We start from the raw sequence: 16,618 nt of genomic DNA, 5'->3' as shown, positions 1-16,618 counted from the left end.
CTCCTTCCATAGCCATTCTGAATTTTCTTTACTCTGTCAGCGCCTTCAGCACTTTTTTGGATTCTTCGACATTGGAAGATGACACTGGAATGGTTGCGAACAAATTGCTCGCAGCATATTCTACATCTTTAAACATTTTCATATCTTCGAGTGGAATGCCATAAAGATGTGATTCTTGCTTGAGATCTGAACCTCCATCTCCTTCACCCTTCTCTACCAATACTCCTCCCTCAAATACACCCCGTTCAAACTTCTTGGGATCAAAAGTATCATCCAGCGGAACATTGGAGCCATTACTTCCGTATTGTTTCATGTCGGACTCAGGCAAAATGAAGATATCATGTCCTCCAGCCGCATATTCTACCATAATTTTCTGAACATCATACATTGCACTGGTAATCACTTCCACCTTGGGTTCCTCGCCCAGTTTCTGTTGCAGATTGGCCTGTAACTGCTCTGAGATTACAGATGGATTTCCTTGGTTATCAATGATGAATATGGAAAAACCATCTTTACCTCCACAACCAGCAAGCAGAAAAACGATAGAAATGATTGCAGTAAGCCCCCAAAATCTCTTCATTCCAGTTCCCCCTTTAGTCTCCTATGTCCAATATATCACAATTGTTCCACGCAAAAAAATAACCTGGCTTATCGGGGGATCACCTTGCCTTTACACACAAAAAAAGAAGACCCTCTCAGGTCTCCCTTTCTAATTCGATTAATGAAACGTTTCAATCCAGCATAAACGTTATTTTGCTTTAATCGGGTTAGCCTTCATATATTCATTAATCTTTAAATCCAGCAAACTGCTGATTTCAATTACAATATCGGATGTGAATGATTTCTCTTCGAGGAAGATCTGTTCCATCTTGCGACGAAGCATATGAATTTCATCTTCCAAGGAAATGTCATGCAAAGATGCGTTATCGGGTTTCACCGACCATCGGTCGCCATGATCGCCTTCTGCCAGATAGTGCCCACGATTCGTCGGTAAATCATATTCAACACAAAACAAAGCTAACCCCTCCTTGGAAAAATGGTTTCCAAATATATGAAAACATATTTCAAATTTGAATTATATCACATTATTTTGTAAAAGAAAGTTATTTTTTTCCAATAATAACAATGTCACATTTGTAAAAAGATTCTACTTTAGTATTAACCCTCTTTTTGCAGTTTGTAAACAAAGTTTCCGATTCGTTCCAAAGCTTCATTTAATTGGGTTACAGAAGTAGCATAAGAACAACGCAAGAAGCCTTCACCCTGAGGTCCAAAAACATTGCCCGGAACAGCAGCCACTTTATTCTCCGTTAACAATCGTTCAGCAAACAGGTCGGAACTCATACCCGTCTTTTGAATGCTCGGGAATGCATAGAATGCTCCCTGAGGTTCATGACAATCAAGTCCAATATCTCTGAATCCCTGCACAATTAAACGTCTACGCTGATTATACGATTCTACCATCCGATCCTTCTCACCCAAACCATTCGTCAACGCCTCAAGTGCAGCAACCTGACCCATGGCCGGCGCACACATTACCGTATACTGATGGATTTTGAGCATGGCTGCAATAAGCTCAGGATGACCACACATGTAACCGATCCGCCAACCTGTCATTGCAAAAGCCTTTGAAAATCCGCTTACGAGAATGGTCCGTTCCTTCATGTCAGGTATAGATGCAAAGCTAACATGTTTTTGCGTATACGTCAATTCAGCGTAAATTTCATCCGCGATCACAATCAGATCATGCTTTTTAATCACTTCAGCAATAGGCAGCCACTCTTCATACGTCATGATGGCTCCAGTGGGATTACTCGGATAACACAGAATAACCACTTTTGACTTCGGCGTGATTCCTGCCTCAAGCGCTTCAGCTGTTAACTTGAACTGATCTTTCGCGTAGGTTTCAACACCAACTGGTATACCGCCACCGATTGAAGCGATTGGTGAATACGCCACGTACGAAGGTTCAGGAATGAGAATCTCGTCGCCAGGTACGATTAATGCGCGCAAAGCCAAGTCAATCGCTTCACTGCCACCCACCGTAACAATAATCTCATCCTTGGGATCGTATTTGGTATCAAACTGATTATCCAGATATTCACTGATGGCTTCTCTCAACTTCGGCATACCTGCGTTGGATGTGTAACTGGTCATACCTCTTTCCAGCGAGTATACACAAGCTTCACGCATATGCCAAGGGGTAACAAAATCAGGTTCACCCACACCCAATGTGATAATATCCTTGTTGTCTCCAACCAGATCAAAGAATTTACGAATTCCGGATGGAGGTATCTGCTGCACGAGAGGTGCCAGATAAGATGTCATTTTCTTGTTGTTCCCGGTTGTCTGTTCATTCACTATCATGACACATCTTCCTTTACGGCGAGATCATGAGACGGTTGTCTTCCTGATGGTCTTCAAAAATAATCCCGTCCTGCTTATATTTTTTAAGAATAAAATTCGTTTTGGTTGAAAGTACAGAGTCTATCGGAGACAGTTTCTCCGACACAAAATTAGCGACTTCACGCAGGTTGCCACCTTCCACTTCAACGAGCAGATCGTATGCACCTGACATGAGATATACGGACTTCACTTGCGGATAGAGATAAATGCGTTCGGCAATCCCTTCAAAACCACGACCACGCTCCGGCGTGATCTGCACCTCAATCAGGGCCGTTACTTTTTCATCATCTATTTTGCTCCAGTTCACGACGGTTGCGTATTTCACGATGACGTGGTCTTGTTCTAGCTGTGCCACGGCGTTCTTGATCTTGTCTTCCGACTCCCCCAGCAGCGTCGACAGCAGTGCGGGAGTCCTTCTCGCGTCTTCCTTCAGCAGATCCAGAACTTTTAATTGCAGATCGTTCAAATCTTTCATGGTTTTCCCTCCAGCGTCATCCAGGTTCCTGAAAATGAATTAATACTTATATTACATGAATTTGACGTTGATGCATAGACAAAAGACCGCCTGCCCTGAATTCAGGCAAGCGGTGGTATGGTCCTTTAACGTTAGGTGCTTCAAACCTCTTTTGCAAAGGTTACATGTAATAAGGGTTACCGTAATTCGGTTGATGCTGAGGCACATTCGGAGCTTGGCTATATGAACTGTTCTGCGTATTCTTTTCCTGAATGAATTGCTGACACTTTTGTTGGGTCTGGTGGGCGGACTGAATTTGCTTGTCCACATCCTGACGAAGTGCCTTGGACGAGACAGAATACATGTTGTTTTGCTGCATCAGATTAAACAGTTCCCCTTGTAATCTTAGGGTATCGTTTGTCAGGTCTGTGAACATTCGACGTGTCATGGGGCAGGAAGCTTCCGTTGTCGCAGTCGTATATTCGCGCGAGGTTCGTCTTAAATCTGCAAGAATCGACTTCAGCAGATCCTGCTCCTGCATAAAAGCGCCATTAGATGATAAAGATTGAGAATACATGCGTTTTCCTCCTATACAGTTAGAGTTGTTTTCAATTACTGACTTGCGCCGGTGCAAGAGACTGATGTTGCTGCAATGCATTGACAAGCGTGTTCAGATGTTGTTCATGTGAGCGAACATAGTGATTCAGAGCTTGTTGAATTTGTGGATTATGTGTGATGGAAGCTGTGGCTGCACACTGCTTAATCAGCAGTTCTTCATTGGTGATAGAGTCCGCAATGTAGTTCAATTCCTTGGGACTCAGCGCTTGCATAGTATGATTCTGCATGTTTCGATGGCCTCCTCGGCATAAAGTTTATGCGCAATTATTGTTAACCCGGTCACACAAAAGTATACAAATTTAAATTATAAAGGAGATGTTTCTAATGGATCTGGTCTATGGCACACCTTTCTGGCCCTCCACTTTCAATTCAACATTTAATTATTCTGCTCTGCAAGAAGACATCTCTTGTGACTGCCTCATCATTGGTGGGGGCATGGGGGGCGCATTGACATCTAAACTACTTACGGAACAGGGTGTTAACACTGTTGTGATTGATAAACGAGACATTGCCAACGGCAGCAGTTCTGCCAATACAGGTCTTTTACAATATACCAATGACAAGACACTAACCTCATGTATCCACACTTTTGGTGAAGCAACAGGCGTACGTTTTTATGAGCTTTGTCGTGAAGCCATGAAACAACTTGCTCAAATTGCAGACAGCCTGGATACAGACCCTTGGTTTATCCCACGAACAAGTCTTTGTTTTGCAAGCAGTGAAGATGATGTGGCCCTATTGGAGGAAGAATATCAGACCTTGAAGCGTTATGGTTTTGAAGCTGAACTGTGGGATGCCGACAAAATAAGCCAGCATTTCCCCTTCAACAAACCCGCTGCACTGTACACAATGGGAGATGCAGAAGTGAACCCCTATCGTTTTGTTCATGCCTTGTTTGAATCCGCCAATAAGCGTGGCGCTCGAATCTATGGTCAGACGGAGATGATACACTGTGAATACGATGAAGATGGTGTAGTCTGCCACACTGCCAACGGTAAAATCCGTGCCAAGAAAGTCATATTTGCTGCCGGTTACGAGACACAGGACATCAAAAAGGATCGCGGAGCCTATCTGAAAACGACCTACGCGATTGCTACCAAACCGTTGTCTGATCTTAGTGAATGGTTTGAACACATCATGATTTGGGAGACAGCTCGCCCATATTTGTATATGCGAACAACACCGGACGGAAGAATCATCGCAGGCGGTTTGGATGAAGAAACACCTCGAGAGGATCAACGTGAAATACGTTCAAAACACCGGGGAGATACACTACTGGAAGAGGTCCGTTCCTATTTCGCTTTAGATGATCTTGAAGTCGATTATGCCTGGGGCGCTGTGTTTGGTAATACGAATGATGGCCTCCCCCTGATCGGTACACATCCCGATTATCCGCATTCATATTTTGTAGAAGGGTATGGAGGTAACGGAACCGTATACAGCATGATTGCTGCTTCCTTAATTGTGGATGCTATTACTGGCAAACCAAACCCTGATATGGATCTGTTCTCTCTCACACGTACAAGTAAACCATCTCCTGTATAACATCAAAATAAATCAATACAAACAGGGTACAGCACACGGAAAGTTCTCTTTCCCGCCGCTGTACCCTGGTTATATATTGGGAAGCCTGCTAAGCCGAGGGCTCTTGCCCTTCCGTTCGGTTCAATAACTTGCGCATAAAGATCCATCCAATTAGCGGAGAAGCGCCGAGGACAATAATAAGCCAGGTTAACATGCGTAGAGACGGAGCATTTAAGACCGTCACAATAAATATGGCCAACCCACATAGTCTGCCAAGCATCAGGCATAACTCTCTCAAAACGACAAGTTCAACCCTTTTCTCCACATTTTCGCCACTTGTGCCCATCATGTCGAATCCCGCTGATATCATCGGTAGTACATATAACGGCATCGCAACAGCACTCCCAATCCCCATGATTAACAGCGTACCATAGGTCACTTTCCAGAGAAGAGGAAGAAGCACAACGAGCAGAATGAGGGCTCCGATGAACATGCCTTTTGATCTATACTGTGGTTTAAACCATTTCCCGGCTGCCCAATAACTTACTAGAGCCACAGCAGAAGTGATGAGTGAGAACTGCCCCAATTTGTACTCCTGTGCGGTAGCCAAATATACAAGCAGTGCAATCAGGAAGGCAAAGACACCTTCACGTGCACCCTGAGCGAATAAACCCAAGCCTAAGGTCCTCCAGGGACTATCCCGTTTGGATAGCTGTATCCAAGGTTCCGACCAGCGGTATGTACCGCTCACCTTTCTTTTTTTCAGAAAAAAACTAAAAACCACCGCTATGACATAAATAACGAGTGATACCGTGAAGATGAGCCGATATCCCGTGTTGTCTGTCATGCGAGTAATAATCAGACCGGAGAACCATGGACCTATAATTCCTGTCATCGAACCAAGTAACCCGACCCAGCCATTGAATAAATCCCTGTTTTCCCGATCCGTTATTTCAAAATACACAACATTAAATGCAATCCAGAATAGCCCCAAGGAACAACCCAGTAGCATACCCAGAGGCCATATCCAGTCTACAGCTTTGGAACCAGCCCAGAGGACTATCATATAAAATATGCCGGACAGCGCAGTACCTAGTCGCAGTGCACTCATTTTATTGTGTTCCTTGACCCATTTGCCAGCAAGCCAGAATGTCAGTCCAATGGCCAGTTGCTGGCTGAGAGTGAACCACCCCAACATGGCATAATCCGGACGGCTTTTCCACAGAAACACATTCAAAAAGGTTCCCGACAACGCTCCGGCTAACGCAAACAATCCATTCACGCCCAAAAGCAGAATGGATTGTCGGCCTAAAGTAATCTTCATCTGCTCCTCCTTCATCCACCTGAAGTGAACTATGTACAGGTAGGTCTTAGGGTTAACGTGCCCCAAGCAAGAGGAAAACATGATGAATCTTCAGGATTGCTATGAAATTGGTTAGAATCTCCGAAATGTTTATTCCTGCGTACTCAGGTTCTTGATCAGACGCAGACGATCTTCCTCAGACAGACTGTATTGAACTTGGAAACATCCCGAGCATACATAGGTCAATACTTTAAACGGTGATGCCAATAGTGGCCCTACACCTGAAGCAGCGTTAGCAACTGGTGTGAAGTTATCCTGCGTTGCAGCTTGTGTACCTGCGAGAATCATGAATTCCCGGCAATTCGGGCACTCCGGCACTTCTTCCTGATGATCAAGTTGCTTCTGTACACCTTGTTCATACTGAATGAGATCATTACCTTCATCCGCGTATTTGGTTAACGTTCGCAACTCTGGCAATTTGAGTTCGACTTCATCCCCCCACAGATCAGAAAGATCCGTAGTCTGTTTCTCGTTCGTTACATCGTCTACATCATAGATGTCGTCCTCAGCTTCATCGTTCTCTTCATCATCGATGTTAATGTTGAGTGTTCGGTATCCTTTTAACTCATTGTGACAATAAGGACACTCTTCTTCAGGACCGAGTTCCTCATCCCATACAATCTCCGTCTGACACCAAGGGCATACTGTTGTTTCCATATTGATCAACCTTTCTCTTTCATATAATCATGTATTCATTACATAGATGACACCGATGGCAAAAAACACGATCGATGCCGCAAACAGAATCCGTATCAATATCTTCATGACCGGTCCCCCTAGATAATGCTCGCGCCAATAACAAACGACAGCGAGACTGAAATAATCATGGATATCAATCCGACAGCTCGGTTATCCGATTCGATCTCCTTATCAATGGAGAACACGGGTGTCAGGAATTCAAACAAAAAATAGGCAATGAGCAGAAGGATAAACCCTACGAATGACCACGTCATGGCTTCATACACCGAAGATTTCGCTTGTATGCAGAACCGCAATACGTTGCAGATCCCAAAGATCTTACCTCCTGTAGCCATCGCAACGGCCACATTGCCCTTCTTGATCTCCGTCCAGCATTTATACTTCGTCACCAGTTCGAAGCAAGCCAGAAATACGAGCAGCTCCATAATCGCTACCGAGAAAAAACCGAGTACCATCCCCAAGGGATGAGACAGCAATTGGTCAATGCTTTCTATCACGCACCGTTCCCCTCTCCCCATCTGCGACCTTCATGAATAAGGTCGCAGAATATCATTGATTCATGGACCGGCTATTCCAATTCTGCGACGGTCACACCGTTCCCGCCTTCTCCGTAATTGCCCAGCCGGTAGCTTTTAATATGTTTATGCTTACGCAGGTAATCCTGAATACCGGAACGTAAAATTCCTGTACCTTTACCGTGAATAATATAAACTTGGCCCAGGTTGGCAAGGAAAGCTTCGTCAATGAACCGATCTGTCTCCATCAGGGCTTCTTCCAGGTTGGTACCGCGCAGATCCAATTCACTTTTCACATTGTCATCACGTGTACGTTTCATACCCGTTACCGGTTTTTGCTTTGGTTTGGCTGCGGGAGCCGATTGCTGCAGTTCCAGGTCATCTAGGGATACTTTCATTTTCATAATCCCCAGTTGTACCATAGCGTCTTTGCTGCCCGCCATCTCTACAACATGGCCTTTTTGATTTAAACTGTAGACAAGCACTTCATCTCCAGGACCGATAGCACGAGTCTTCGGCGCTGTTGCCGTCTTCTTGACCGTTTTTCTGCGTTTCTCCGGTTCAGCCTCGTCCAGCTGTTTGCGGGCAGCAATGAGTTTGTGCTCCTTCACGGAAGCACCTTCTTCCATAGCCAACAGGCGAAGATCTGCTATAATCTTCTCCGCTTCCGCGCGAGCCTTGTCCACAATGCTGCGTGCATCTTCTTCTGCTTTTTCAATCCGGCGATCACGCTGCTGTTCCAGCTTCTCCAGTTCGGTCTGATGACGACTGCGTAATTTCTCCATATCCTGGCGCAAGCTCTCTGCCTTCTCACGCTCTTGTTCAGCCGTAAGACGGTTCTCTTCAAGAGAAGCAATCATGTGCTCAATCCGTTGATCCTCTTCCTTCACTTCGCCACGGGCGTAGTCGAGAATGTAACCCGGCAGTCCCAGTCGCTCTGCAATGGCAAATGCATTACTTCGTCCAGGTACACCCACCAGAAGGCGATAGGTTGGACTCAGTGTGTTGATGTCAAATTCCATACTGGCATTAATGACACCTTTACGCTCATATGCGTATGCTTTCAGTTCACTGTAGTGAGTGGTCGCAACCATGCGACATCCCGTCTGGTGCATATGCTCCAGCATGGAGATCGCCAGTGCGGAACCTTCAGCCGGATCTGTCCCTGCGCCAAGTTCATCGAGTAATACCAAACTTTTTGGTGTCATGTTTTTCAGAATGCGAATGATATTGGTCATATGACTGGAGAAAGTACTCAGATTCTGCTCGATACTCTGCTCGTCCCCAATGTCTGCATAGATCGCATCAAATACACATAACTGACTGCCATCCTCAGCCGGAACAAATAAACCGGACATGGCCATCAGGCTCAGCAATCCAATCGTTTTGAGCGTTACCGTTTTACCACCCGTATTCGGACCTGTCACGATAATGGATGTGTAATCATTGCCCAACTCTATGTCAATTGGTACCACGTTTTCAATCGGAATCAGTGGATGACGGCCTTTCTTGAGCTTCAGGAACCCGCGGTCATTCATGCGAGGCAATGTTGCTTTCAGTTCACGAGCCAGACGTGCTTTGGCAAAGATAAAATCAAGTGATCCCAGCAAGTCGACATCATACAACAGCCACTCTCCCTGCTCACTGACAAGTGCCGTCAATTTCTGCAAAATAATTTCTATTTCGCGTTCTTCCCGAATCCGGGTCTCGCGTAATTTGTTGTTCATTGCAACAATGGATTCCGGCTCAATGAACAATGTCGCACCCGAACCGGATTGATCGTGCACAATCCCGCCAAAGTACGAACGATATTCAGCTTTCACCGGGATAACAAAACGGTCTCCTCTGATGGTGATGAGCTGATCCTGAAGCATCTTGGATACGGTAGAGGATCGAATCATGGAATCCAGTTTTTCGCGAATCCGCGCTTCTCCGCCTCGCAGCTCACGACGAATCTGCGCCAACGTAACGCTTGCACTGTCGGCAACCTCTGCATTATCGTCAATACAGATTTTGATGGCATCCTCAAGCGTTTTTTGCTCTGACAGTTGATCACTGATATAGAACAAAGATTCGATGGGCTCATCTTCATGCAAAGTACCAATCTGACGTTTCAATCGCCGCGCTGCAAAGGTTGTATTGGATATTCCCAAAAGTTCGTGAGGGTTAAGTGTACCTCCAATTTCAGCACGTTTGATGGAAGCCGAAATATCTACAATTCCCCCAAATGACGGTGAGCCTTTCAGGCGATCAAATGTGAAGGCTTCATCGGTTTGCTGCAGCAACCGCTTCACTTCTTCAAGTTCACTGCTTGGTTCAAGTTGCTCCGCTTTCTTTTTTCCCATGGTCGTCTGGGCAAAGCTAAGCAATGTATTTAAAATTTTGCGATATTCCAGTGTGTGTAAAATTTTCGTGTCCAAGTGTACAACTCCTTCCAAACTATATCTGTATTATAACGAAAGAAACTTTCTTACGCTATTTAACGAATCCTTCCACACATAACTTCAACCATAGCACCACAAACTACAGGTGTCAGGATTGTGCAACCTCTCCATCCCCTTGGAGTTGCCCTGCTCAGTTCAATCCGAATAAAAGGAGGTAAACACCATGAATTTCCTGGGACATGTCGTGCGATTTATCATCGCTGCAATTGTATTAATGGTGGTTAGCTGGATCGTTCCCGGATTCGCCGTTGGTGGCTTCTGGAGCGCCCTGTTGCTTGCTCTTGTCATTGCCCTGCTCGGCTGGATCGTTGAAGGTATCTTCGGCAAAAGAGTCAACCCGTTTGGTCGCGGTATTGTCGGATTTATCGTTAGCGCACTGGTGATTTGGCTTGGTCAATATGTTGTAGATCATGTTGAAGTCAGCCTGCTCGGTGCCATTCTCGCTGCGCTGGTTATCGGGATTATCGATCTCTTCATCCCGGTATCCACCCCTTTTGATGCCGGACGAAGCTCCAAAAGTTAATCTCCACTTCACCTTAACGTCCCCATGTATTCTCCTAAACCTCTGAAGGCCCTGGGCCGGAAGGGGTTTATTTCATTCAGGCAGTGCACACGCTCTGCCGTACACGTACAATTTTCAAAAAAACGACATACGCAGCGTGTACAGGCATCCACATATTGCGGTATGATGACTGGAGCAATCATTCAAATTTTATCCATATCACGCTTTAAGGAGGCACATGATGAAGAAAGGCATAACATGGCTCGCTGCCTGTATGTTAATTCTGGTCCTCACTGCATGTGGAGGGGCGAAACAGTCCGCAGAATCTGGCAGCAATGGATCCGATGCGGATGCTGGAGTTACAGCCAGTGAAGAATTGGTCATCAAGGCAAGTAACTATGAATTCGATCAACCTGAGTACCATCTTAAAAAAGGCGTTCCCGTTAACATTGTTTATAAAAATGAAAACGGAAATCACGGTATCCTTGTACCTGAGCTGAATCTTCAACTGGATACCAGAAATAGCTCCAAAGTCATAACCCCGGACAAAGTTGGTGAGTTTGAAATGTCCTGTTCTGTCTTCTGTGGTTCAGGACACAGCAGCATGATCTCCAAAATTATCGTTGAAGAATAGTATTCAAGACAAGGAGCCCCCGCAGCGACGGGAGCTCCTTCTTTAGTATAACAAATTGTACCAGAGTACGTTGCCCACGAGCCAGTTCTGCTACATTCATTCCGCTAGGTCTGGTCCTGTTCAATCAATTCAATCCATTCGTTATATTCCGTCTGCAATTTCGTATATTCATCATGCAACTGACGATATTCCGTGTTCAGCTGCTCTGCCTTCTCCTGCTCCATTTCACGTTCAACCTGTAACAAACGTAATTGATTGGCCGCTAGTTCGTAACGCTCCCCCATCTCAAGCAGTTCAGTTTCCATGATCTCTTTCTCTTGGGTCGCTTCTGCACGTAACTTGTCCAGCTGCTGTCGTTCTTGTTCCAGTCCCTCCAGCAACTCACTACTTGCCGCACTTTCTCTCTTCCAAACCGTCAGTTCATTCTCAAGTGCAGCCCAGCGTTCCTGCCAGGTTTGTTCCTGAGCCGCCCATTCATCTGCACGGCGTTGCCATACCTGGTCGTTCTGCTCTGCTTGTTCAACGCTTGAGCGAAGTTCTTCTTCACGTCTTGTCAACTGCTCCAGACGGGATGCCAACTCGGTCTGTTTGGCTGACAGTTCTTCGTATTTGATCTGCCACTCCAACGCTTCTTCCTCAGTCTGGGCTAGCCGGCTCTCTTGCTCAGAGTAACGCTCGGAAAGTTTAGCTGAAGACTGTCTCGCTTCTTCAAGTGCGCTCACAATCTCTTGTTTCTCCTTGCTCAGTTCATCCAGCTTGGAACTGTAATTCTCTTCACGTTGTAATACATCACTGTAATCATTACGGATTTGTTTATAGTTATCCTGAAGTCGGTTCAGCTCTTCCCGAACAACATTTAGCTCAACTTCAAGCTGATTACGTTTCTCTTCCAAAAGCTCTGCATCCTTCTGGTATTGCACAGCCTCTTCATGGTTGAAACGAGACTCTTCCTTCACCACGGACAATTCATCATGAAGGGATTGCACACCAGACTCCAACGTTTCATTTTGTTCAGCAACTTCAAGAATCTGATTCTCCAGGTCTCCGATCTCAGCCAATCGCTGCTCAGCAAGGTCCTTCAAGGACTGCTCACGTTCCGTAAGCGTGCCGATCTCATTCTGCAATGTACGCACCGCAGCATGAGCCTGTTCAAGCACTTTTTGCAGTCTGCGCTGTTCCTCTTCCGACTTCACTTCAGCCTCACGAAGCTTTTGAGCTTCCTGTTCAAGCTGTGAATGTTGCTCCTGAAGTTTGCGTAGCTGTGCTGTGAGAGAGGTTTCTCTATCCACAGTTTCATTATACTTCTGCTTCCATTGTTCCTGTGAATCACGGGATTGCTGGGCAGCCTGTTCCGTTTCACGCAGAAGCTCCTGCAACTGGGAACGGTCCTCTTTCAACTGCTCCAGTTGTTGCTCCAGTTCCGTAATTCGGCGAGTCTGAACTTCCTGCTCCTGTTTACGGACCCCATGCTCATGACGTAACGATTCCAATTGACCACGCTCGTGCTGAAGCTGCTGTTCTTGCTCTGCAACCATGTCCTGTGCACTGATGAGCTGGGTCATCACTTCTTCCAATTGCTCTTCGACATCTAATAGTCGAGCCTCCGCCTGTTTACGTTGTTCCTCAAGTTGCTGTTTGAGCTTGCCCTGTTCTTCTTGCAATAAGGCCTCTGCCGCCGCTTCGGCTTCTTTCGCCTGGGACGCTGCTGCTTCCTTGGCTTGCTGCAATTGTTCCTCGAGGGCTGCTTCTTTCTCCATCCATTCGAGTTCCAACTGCTCGGATAACACCTTGAACTCCGCATTCAACTGATTTATCTCAGTCAGGCGCTTCTGCTCCGCTTGTTCCTGTAAGGCAGACCGTTCCTGATTCGCCTGATCCGTGAGCTCTTGTGTCTGTTGCAGCGCTTTTTCTTCAGCCTGTTGAAGACGAAGTTCCATCTGTTGCTGAAGTTCGTTATATTGCAGCGCTGCCTCTTCCTGAGCTTTCTTCAGATTGCTCTCTGCCTGCTCCAACTCGGACAAAATGGCCGACTCGGCTTCTTCCTTGGCTATCTGAACCTGCTGCGCAGCCTTGGCTTCAATCTGTTGACATTCTGCAACGGCACGGCTTTCGACTTCTTTTAATTGAGCTGCAGTCTTGTCCTGCAACTCTTTATATTGTGCCGCAGCTTTGGCCTGCGCCTGCTGCAATTCGGCTGCAGAACGGTTCTGAGCTTCTTTGAGCTGGGAAGCAGCCTGTGCCTGTGCATTTTTAAGCTGGTTAGCCGCTTTCTCTTCCATTTCCTTCAGCTGTTTCGTTCCCTTGGCTTCTGCTTCCTTCAGTTGTGCTGTCGCTTGGGCCTGCAATTTCTGCACTCGCTCCGTTGCTTGAGCGCGTTCTTGCTCCAGCAGCTTATTCAACTTGGCTATCTCTGAATTTTTGTCCGATTCGGACTTTTGCAACGCCTGCTCTGCTTCAATCTTCAGCTGTTGCAAATCAGCAAGAGCCTGGTCACGCCGTTCCAATTCTTGTTGATGTTCATTTTGTATGGCGTTTAACCGATTCAATTCGTTTCTCAGTTCTGTACGTTCTCCAGTGAGCATCTTCAGTTCATTACGGATTTCCTGAGTCTGAAGAGACTGTTCAGCCATATGTACAGCCGCCAGTACCGCAATACGCGGAGTATCCAGACGGGAATTTTGCTTGGAGATTGCGCCCATACGCTCATCTACCAGGTTAGCTACTTGTTTCATATAGTCGGCACTGCTGCCAACCAGTTTATAGGAAGTCCCGTAGATCTCTACGGTGACGCGTGTACGATCAGGTGTAGTCACAGTTGTGCCCTCCTTCAAGTCTGTATGTTGATTCTAAGCTGTAATCACAAAAAAGTCACATCGATCCTCTAATGCTAAGGATTCGATGTGACTTCAAACAATTCCTGCTAATCTTTGTTCAAAAAATCTTCTTTTGTCCTATTTACGCAATTCCGCTCCGAATTGCTCTTCCAGGCGAGCCACTACACGGGCATGAACTTCAGTAACTTCCTCATCGGTGAGTGTACGTTCACGATTCCGGTATACCAATGCCATCGCCACGCTCTTCTTGTTTTCACCCAGTTTACTGCCAGTAAACACATCGAATACCTGTACGTTTTGTAACAATTCACCCGCCGATTCACGAATGGCGCGCAGCATATCTCCAGCTTCAACATCCTCATACACAACAACCGCGATATCACGTTCCATCGCCGGGAAACGCGGAAGTTCACGATAACGAATGTCAGCGTCTGCTTCGCTGTAGATCGATTCAAGTGCAATCTCTGCGATGTACACATCATTCAGATCATACTGCTGTTGCAGTTCCGGATGCAATTGACCCAATGTACCGATCAGTGTACCTTCCCCGCCATCCTTACCTTCCAGGTAAACCGATGCGGAACGTCCCGGATGGAATCCTTCAGGACTGTTTGCTACCAAGCGAATGCGTTGTTCCAGACCCACATAGGCGAACAGATGCTCAAGCGCACCTTTCAGATCGAAGAAGTCTACTTTCTCCGCTCCAACATTCCACTGCTGGCTTGCACGATTACCGGTGAGCAGCAAGCCCAGTACCGGAATCTCATGTGGTTGCTTGGTCAACTGATCTTCTTCGGTGAAGAACACATTGCCCACTTCAAATACAGCCAGTGAATCCTGTTTACGGTTCATGTTATACACCGCTGCATCCAGCATTTGCGGCAAAATACTCGTACGAAGCACACTGCGGTCCTCGCTCATAGGCATCGCGAGTTTCACGGCCTTACTTCCTTGTGTCAACGCCGGGAACAAGGTTGCTTTATCCGGGTGTACAAAGGAGTAACTGATCATTTCCTGCCAGCCACTGCCTGAGAGCAATCCACGAATGGTGCGACGCATCGCTTGAGAGCGTGTATATGCCCCTGGAGTCGTTGGTCCTTCAATCCATGTGGTTGGAATGTTGTCATATCCATACAGACGTGCGATCTCTTCAAACAAGTCTACATCGAGCGTAATATCCCCTCTGCGTGTTGGCACTTCCACATCCAGCAATCCTTGATCAGCATCACCACATGCAAAGTGCAAACGAGCGAAGATCGTTTTTACCTCAAGCAAAGACAGATCAGTTCCCAGATAACGATTCAGTCTGTCCAGCGACAATTGAATTACACGTTTCTCCGCAGCTTCTGCTCCAGCTTCCACGATTCCCTGGTGCACATCACCTTCAGCATAACGCTGAATCAGTTCAGCCGCACGATCCAAAGCCGTAATGACCGCACCCGGGTCTACTTCCTTCTCAAAACGCATGCTTGCTTCGGAACGCAGCCCCAGTTGGCGCGACGTTTTCCGAACGGTTCCGCCGTCGAACTTGGCGGACTCCAAGAGCAGATTCACCGTGCCTTCCGATACCTCGGAATTCTCGCCACCCATAACCCCAGCGATGGCTACAGGTTTCACGCCGTCTGTGATGAGCAACATGTGCGGCTCCAGCTTGCGCTCCTGTCCATCCAGCGTAACAATCGTTTCGCCTTCGTTGGCCATCCGCACTTCAATATGACCCTTTTCCAGCTTATCCGCATCGAATGCATGTAGCGGTTGACCGTATTCCAGCATGACATAGTTCGTGATATCAACGATGTTATTGATTGGGCGAACACCTGCCGCCATGAGACGGTTTTGCATCCACAGCGGGGAAGCACCCAGCTTAATGCCAGTTACATAACGAGCTGCATAGTGACTGCATTGCTCCTGTGCCTTAATCTCTACAGAGATATGATTCGCGGCTGCATCACCAATTTCAACCAGTTGGTCTTTGGGACTTGGCAGCTTCACTTCACGACCCAGAATGGCACCCACTTCATAAGCTGCACCACGCATGCTGAGACAGTCGGAACGGTTCGGTGTCAGGTCCAGTTCAAGCACATGATCGTCAAGACCAAGAACCTGGCTGATTGGCGTGCCAACCTCCGTTTGTTCCGGCAGAACGAGAATACCTTCCTGCTGATCTTTTGGCAGCAATTTATCGTTCATGCCCAGTTCTTTAGCGGAACAGATCATGCCAAGGGATACAACACCGCGCAGTTTGGCTTTTTTGATATCCAATCCACCAGGGAGCTTCGCTCCAACCAGGGCTACGACTACTTTTTGGCCTGCATCCACATTTTTCGCACCACACACGATCTGCAGATCTTCTTCCTGGCCGGCATCGATGACACATACATTCAGTTTGTCTGCATCGGGGTGTTTCTCCTTGCTCTTCACATAACCTACAACAACTTTATTCACGCCCTTGTTGCGGTTCTCCACTACATCAATTTCGACACCCGCACGGGTGATTTTCTCTGCCAATTCCTGTGGCGTCACACCTTCAAGGGAAATATAATCAGACAGCCAATCTGTCGATACTCTCATGGACGTTCACTTCCTTCATCTATAAATTGGTGTTCCCGGTTCATTCGCTTGCTC

Annotated in this window: 15 protein-coding genes; 3 read left to right on the top strand and 12 right to left on the bottom strand. The window is 46.7% G+C overall.

Annotated features, from left to right (window positions below; all coding sequences use genetic code 11):
• Positions 1 to 28: 28 nt before the first annotated feature.
• The 6 genes from MKY44_RS07055 to MKY44_RS07030 all read right to left on the bottom strand — a co-directional run bounded on the left by MKY44_RS07055 (position 29) and on the right by MKY44_RS07030 (position 3,705).
• Positions 29 to 580, bottom strand: a complete 552-nt coding sequence (locus tag MKY44_RS07055; protein WP_017689626.1) for a hypothetical protein — start codon at positions 578 to 580, stop codon at positions 29 to 31.
• A gap of 168 nt (positions 581 to 748) precedes the next feature.
• Positions 749 to 970 carry an aspartyl-phosphate phosphatase Spo0E family protein gene (locus tag MKY44_RS07050; protein ID WP_179198508.1) on the bottom strand — a complete coding sequence of 74 codons (222 nt, stop codon included), beginning with the start codon at positions 968 to 970 and terminating at the stop codon, positions 749 to 751.
• Between the two features lie 188 nt (positions 971 to 1,158).
• Positions 1,159 to 2,367, bottom strand: a complete 1,209-nt coding sequence (locus MKY44_RS07045) for an aminotransferase class I/II-fold pyridoxal phosphate-dependent enzyme (protein ID WP_341006571.1) — start codon at positions 2,365 to 2,367, stop codon at positions 1,159 to 1,161.
• 13 nt (positions 2,368 to 2,380) lie between these two features.
• Entirely contained in the window at positions 2,381 to 2,881 is a 501-nt protein-coding gene (locus MKY44_RS07040; RefSeq protein WP_024628343.1) for an Lrp/AsnC family transcriptional regulator, read from the bottom strand.
• 160 nt (positions 2,882 to 3,041) lie between these two features.
• On the bottom strand, positions 3,042 to 3,437 hold the full coding sequence (locus MKY44_RS07035) for a spore coat protein (protein ID WP_062833450.1): 396 nt from the start codon (positions 3,435 to 3,437) through the stop codon (positions 3,042 to 3,044).
• A gap of 31 nt (positions 3,438 to 3,468) precedes the next feature.
• Positions 3,469 to 3,705 (bottom strand): hypothetical protein, encoded by a 237-nt coding sequence (locus MKY44_RS07030; protein WP_036610100.1) that lies wholly within the window; start codon positions 3,703 to 3,705, stop codon positions 3,469 to 3,471.
• A gap of 97 nt (positions 3,706 to 3,802) precedes the next feature.
• Between MKY44_RS07030 and MKY44_RS07025 the strand changes: the two genes are divergently transcribed.
• Positions 3,803 to 5,023, top strand: coding sequence for an NAD(P)/FAD-dependent oxidoreductase (locus MKY44_RS07025; RefSeq protein ID WP_341006570.1), 1,221 nt, complete (start codon positions 3,803 to 3,805; stop codon positions 5,021 to 5,023).
• Positions 5,024 to 5,111: 88 nt separating this feature from the next.
• On the opposite strand, the gene MKY44_RS07020 is transcribed toward MKY44_RS07025, so the two are convergent.
• From MKY44_RS07020 to MKY44_RS07005, 4 genes are all read right to left on the bottom strand, one after another.
• Positions 5,112 to 6,326, bottom strand: coding sequence for an MFS transporter (locus tag MKY44_RS07020; protein WP_036610105.1), 1,215 nt, complete (start codon positions 6,324 to 6,326; stop codon positions 5,112 to 5,114).
• A gap of 129 nt (positions 6,327 to 6,455) precedes the next feature.
• Complete coding sequence (locus MKY44_RS07015; protein WP_341006569.1) at positions 6,456 to 7,022, bottom strand: hypothetical protein; 567 nt, start codon at positions 7,020 to 7,022, stop codon at positions 6,456 to 6,458.
• A 119-nt stretch (positions 7,023 to 7,141) separates the two neighbouring features.
• Positions 7,142 to 7,582, bottom strand: a complete 441-nt coding sequence (locus MKY44_RS07010) for a DUF350 domain-containing protein (RefSeq protein WP_082219034.1) — start codon at positions 7,580 to 7,582, stop codon at positions 7,142 to 7,144.
• Between the two features lie 50 nt (positions 7,583 to 7,632).
• Positions 7,633 to 9,999: an endonuclease MutS2 gene (locus MKY44_RS07005; RefSeq protein WP_341006568.1), complete on the bottom strand. Its 2,367-nt coding sequence runs from the start codon at positions 9,997 to 9,999 to the stop codon at positions 7,633 to 7,635.
• Between the two features lie 187 nt (positions 10,000 to 10,186).
• Between MKY44_RS07005 and MKY44_RS07000 the strand changes: the two genes are divergently transcribed.
• Both MKY44_RS07000 and MKY44_RS06995 read left to right on the top strand, forming a co-directional pair.
• On the top strand, positions 10,187 to 10,546 hold the full coding sequence (locus MKY44_RS07000) for a phage holin family protein (RefSeq protein WP_017689637.1): 360 nt from the start codon (positions 10,187 to 10,189) through the stop codon (positions 10,544 to 10,546).
• A gap of 217 nt (positions 10,547 to 10,763) precedes the next feature.
• A complete protein-coding gene (locus MKY44_RS06995) occupies positions 10,764 to 11,159 on the top strand; it encodes a cytochrome C oxidase subunit II (protein ID WP_373461337.1) in 396 nt (131 codons plus the stop codon).
• 104 nt (positions 11,160 to 11,263) lie between these two features.
• Here MKY44_RS06995 and MKY44_RS06990 read toward each other — a convergent pair whose 3' ends face one another.
• Both MKY44_RS06990 and pheT read right to left on the bottom strand, forming a co-directional pair.
• The gene (locus tag MKY44_RS06990) at positions 11,264 to 13,972 is read right to left on the bottom strand and encodes a hypothetical protein (protein ID WP_341006566.1); all 2,709 of its coding nucleotides are present in this window, start codon (positions 13,970 to 13,972) and stop codon (positions 11,264 to 11,266) included.
• Between the two features lie 138 nt (positions 13,973 to 14,110).
• The gene (gene pheT, locus MKY44_RS06985; RefSeq protein ID WP_341006565.1) at positions 14,111 to 16,564 is read right to left on the bottom strand and encodes a phenylalanine--tRNA ligase subunit beta; all 2,454 of its coding nucleotides are present in this window, start codon (positions 16,562 to 16,564) and stop codon (positions 14,111 to 14,113) included.
• Positions 16,565 to 16,618: the final 54 nt, after the last annotated feature.

The organism is Paenibacillus sp. FSL R7-0026 (assembly GCF_038004485.1).
GTDB classification, from domain to species: domain Bacteria; phylum Bacillota; class Bacilli; order Paenibacillales; family Paenibacillaceae; genus Paenibacillus; species Paenibacillus xylanexedens_A.
The sequence above is the reverse complement of the archived record's forward strand: the minus strand, read 5'-3'. Positions and strand labels throughout refer to the sequence as shown.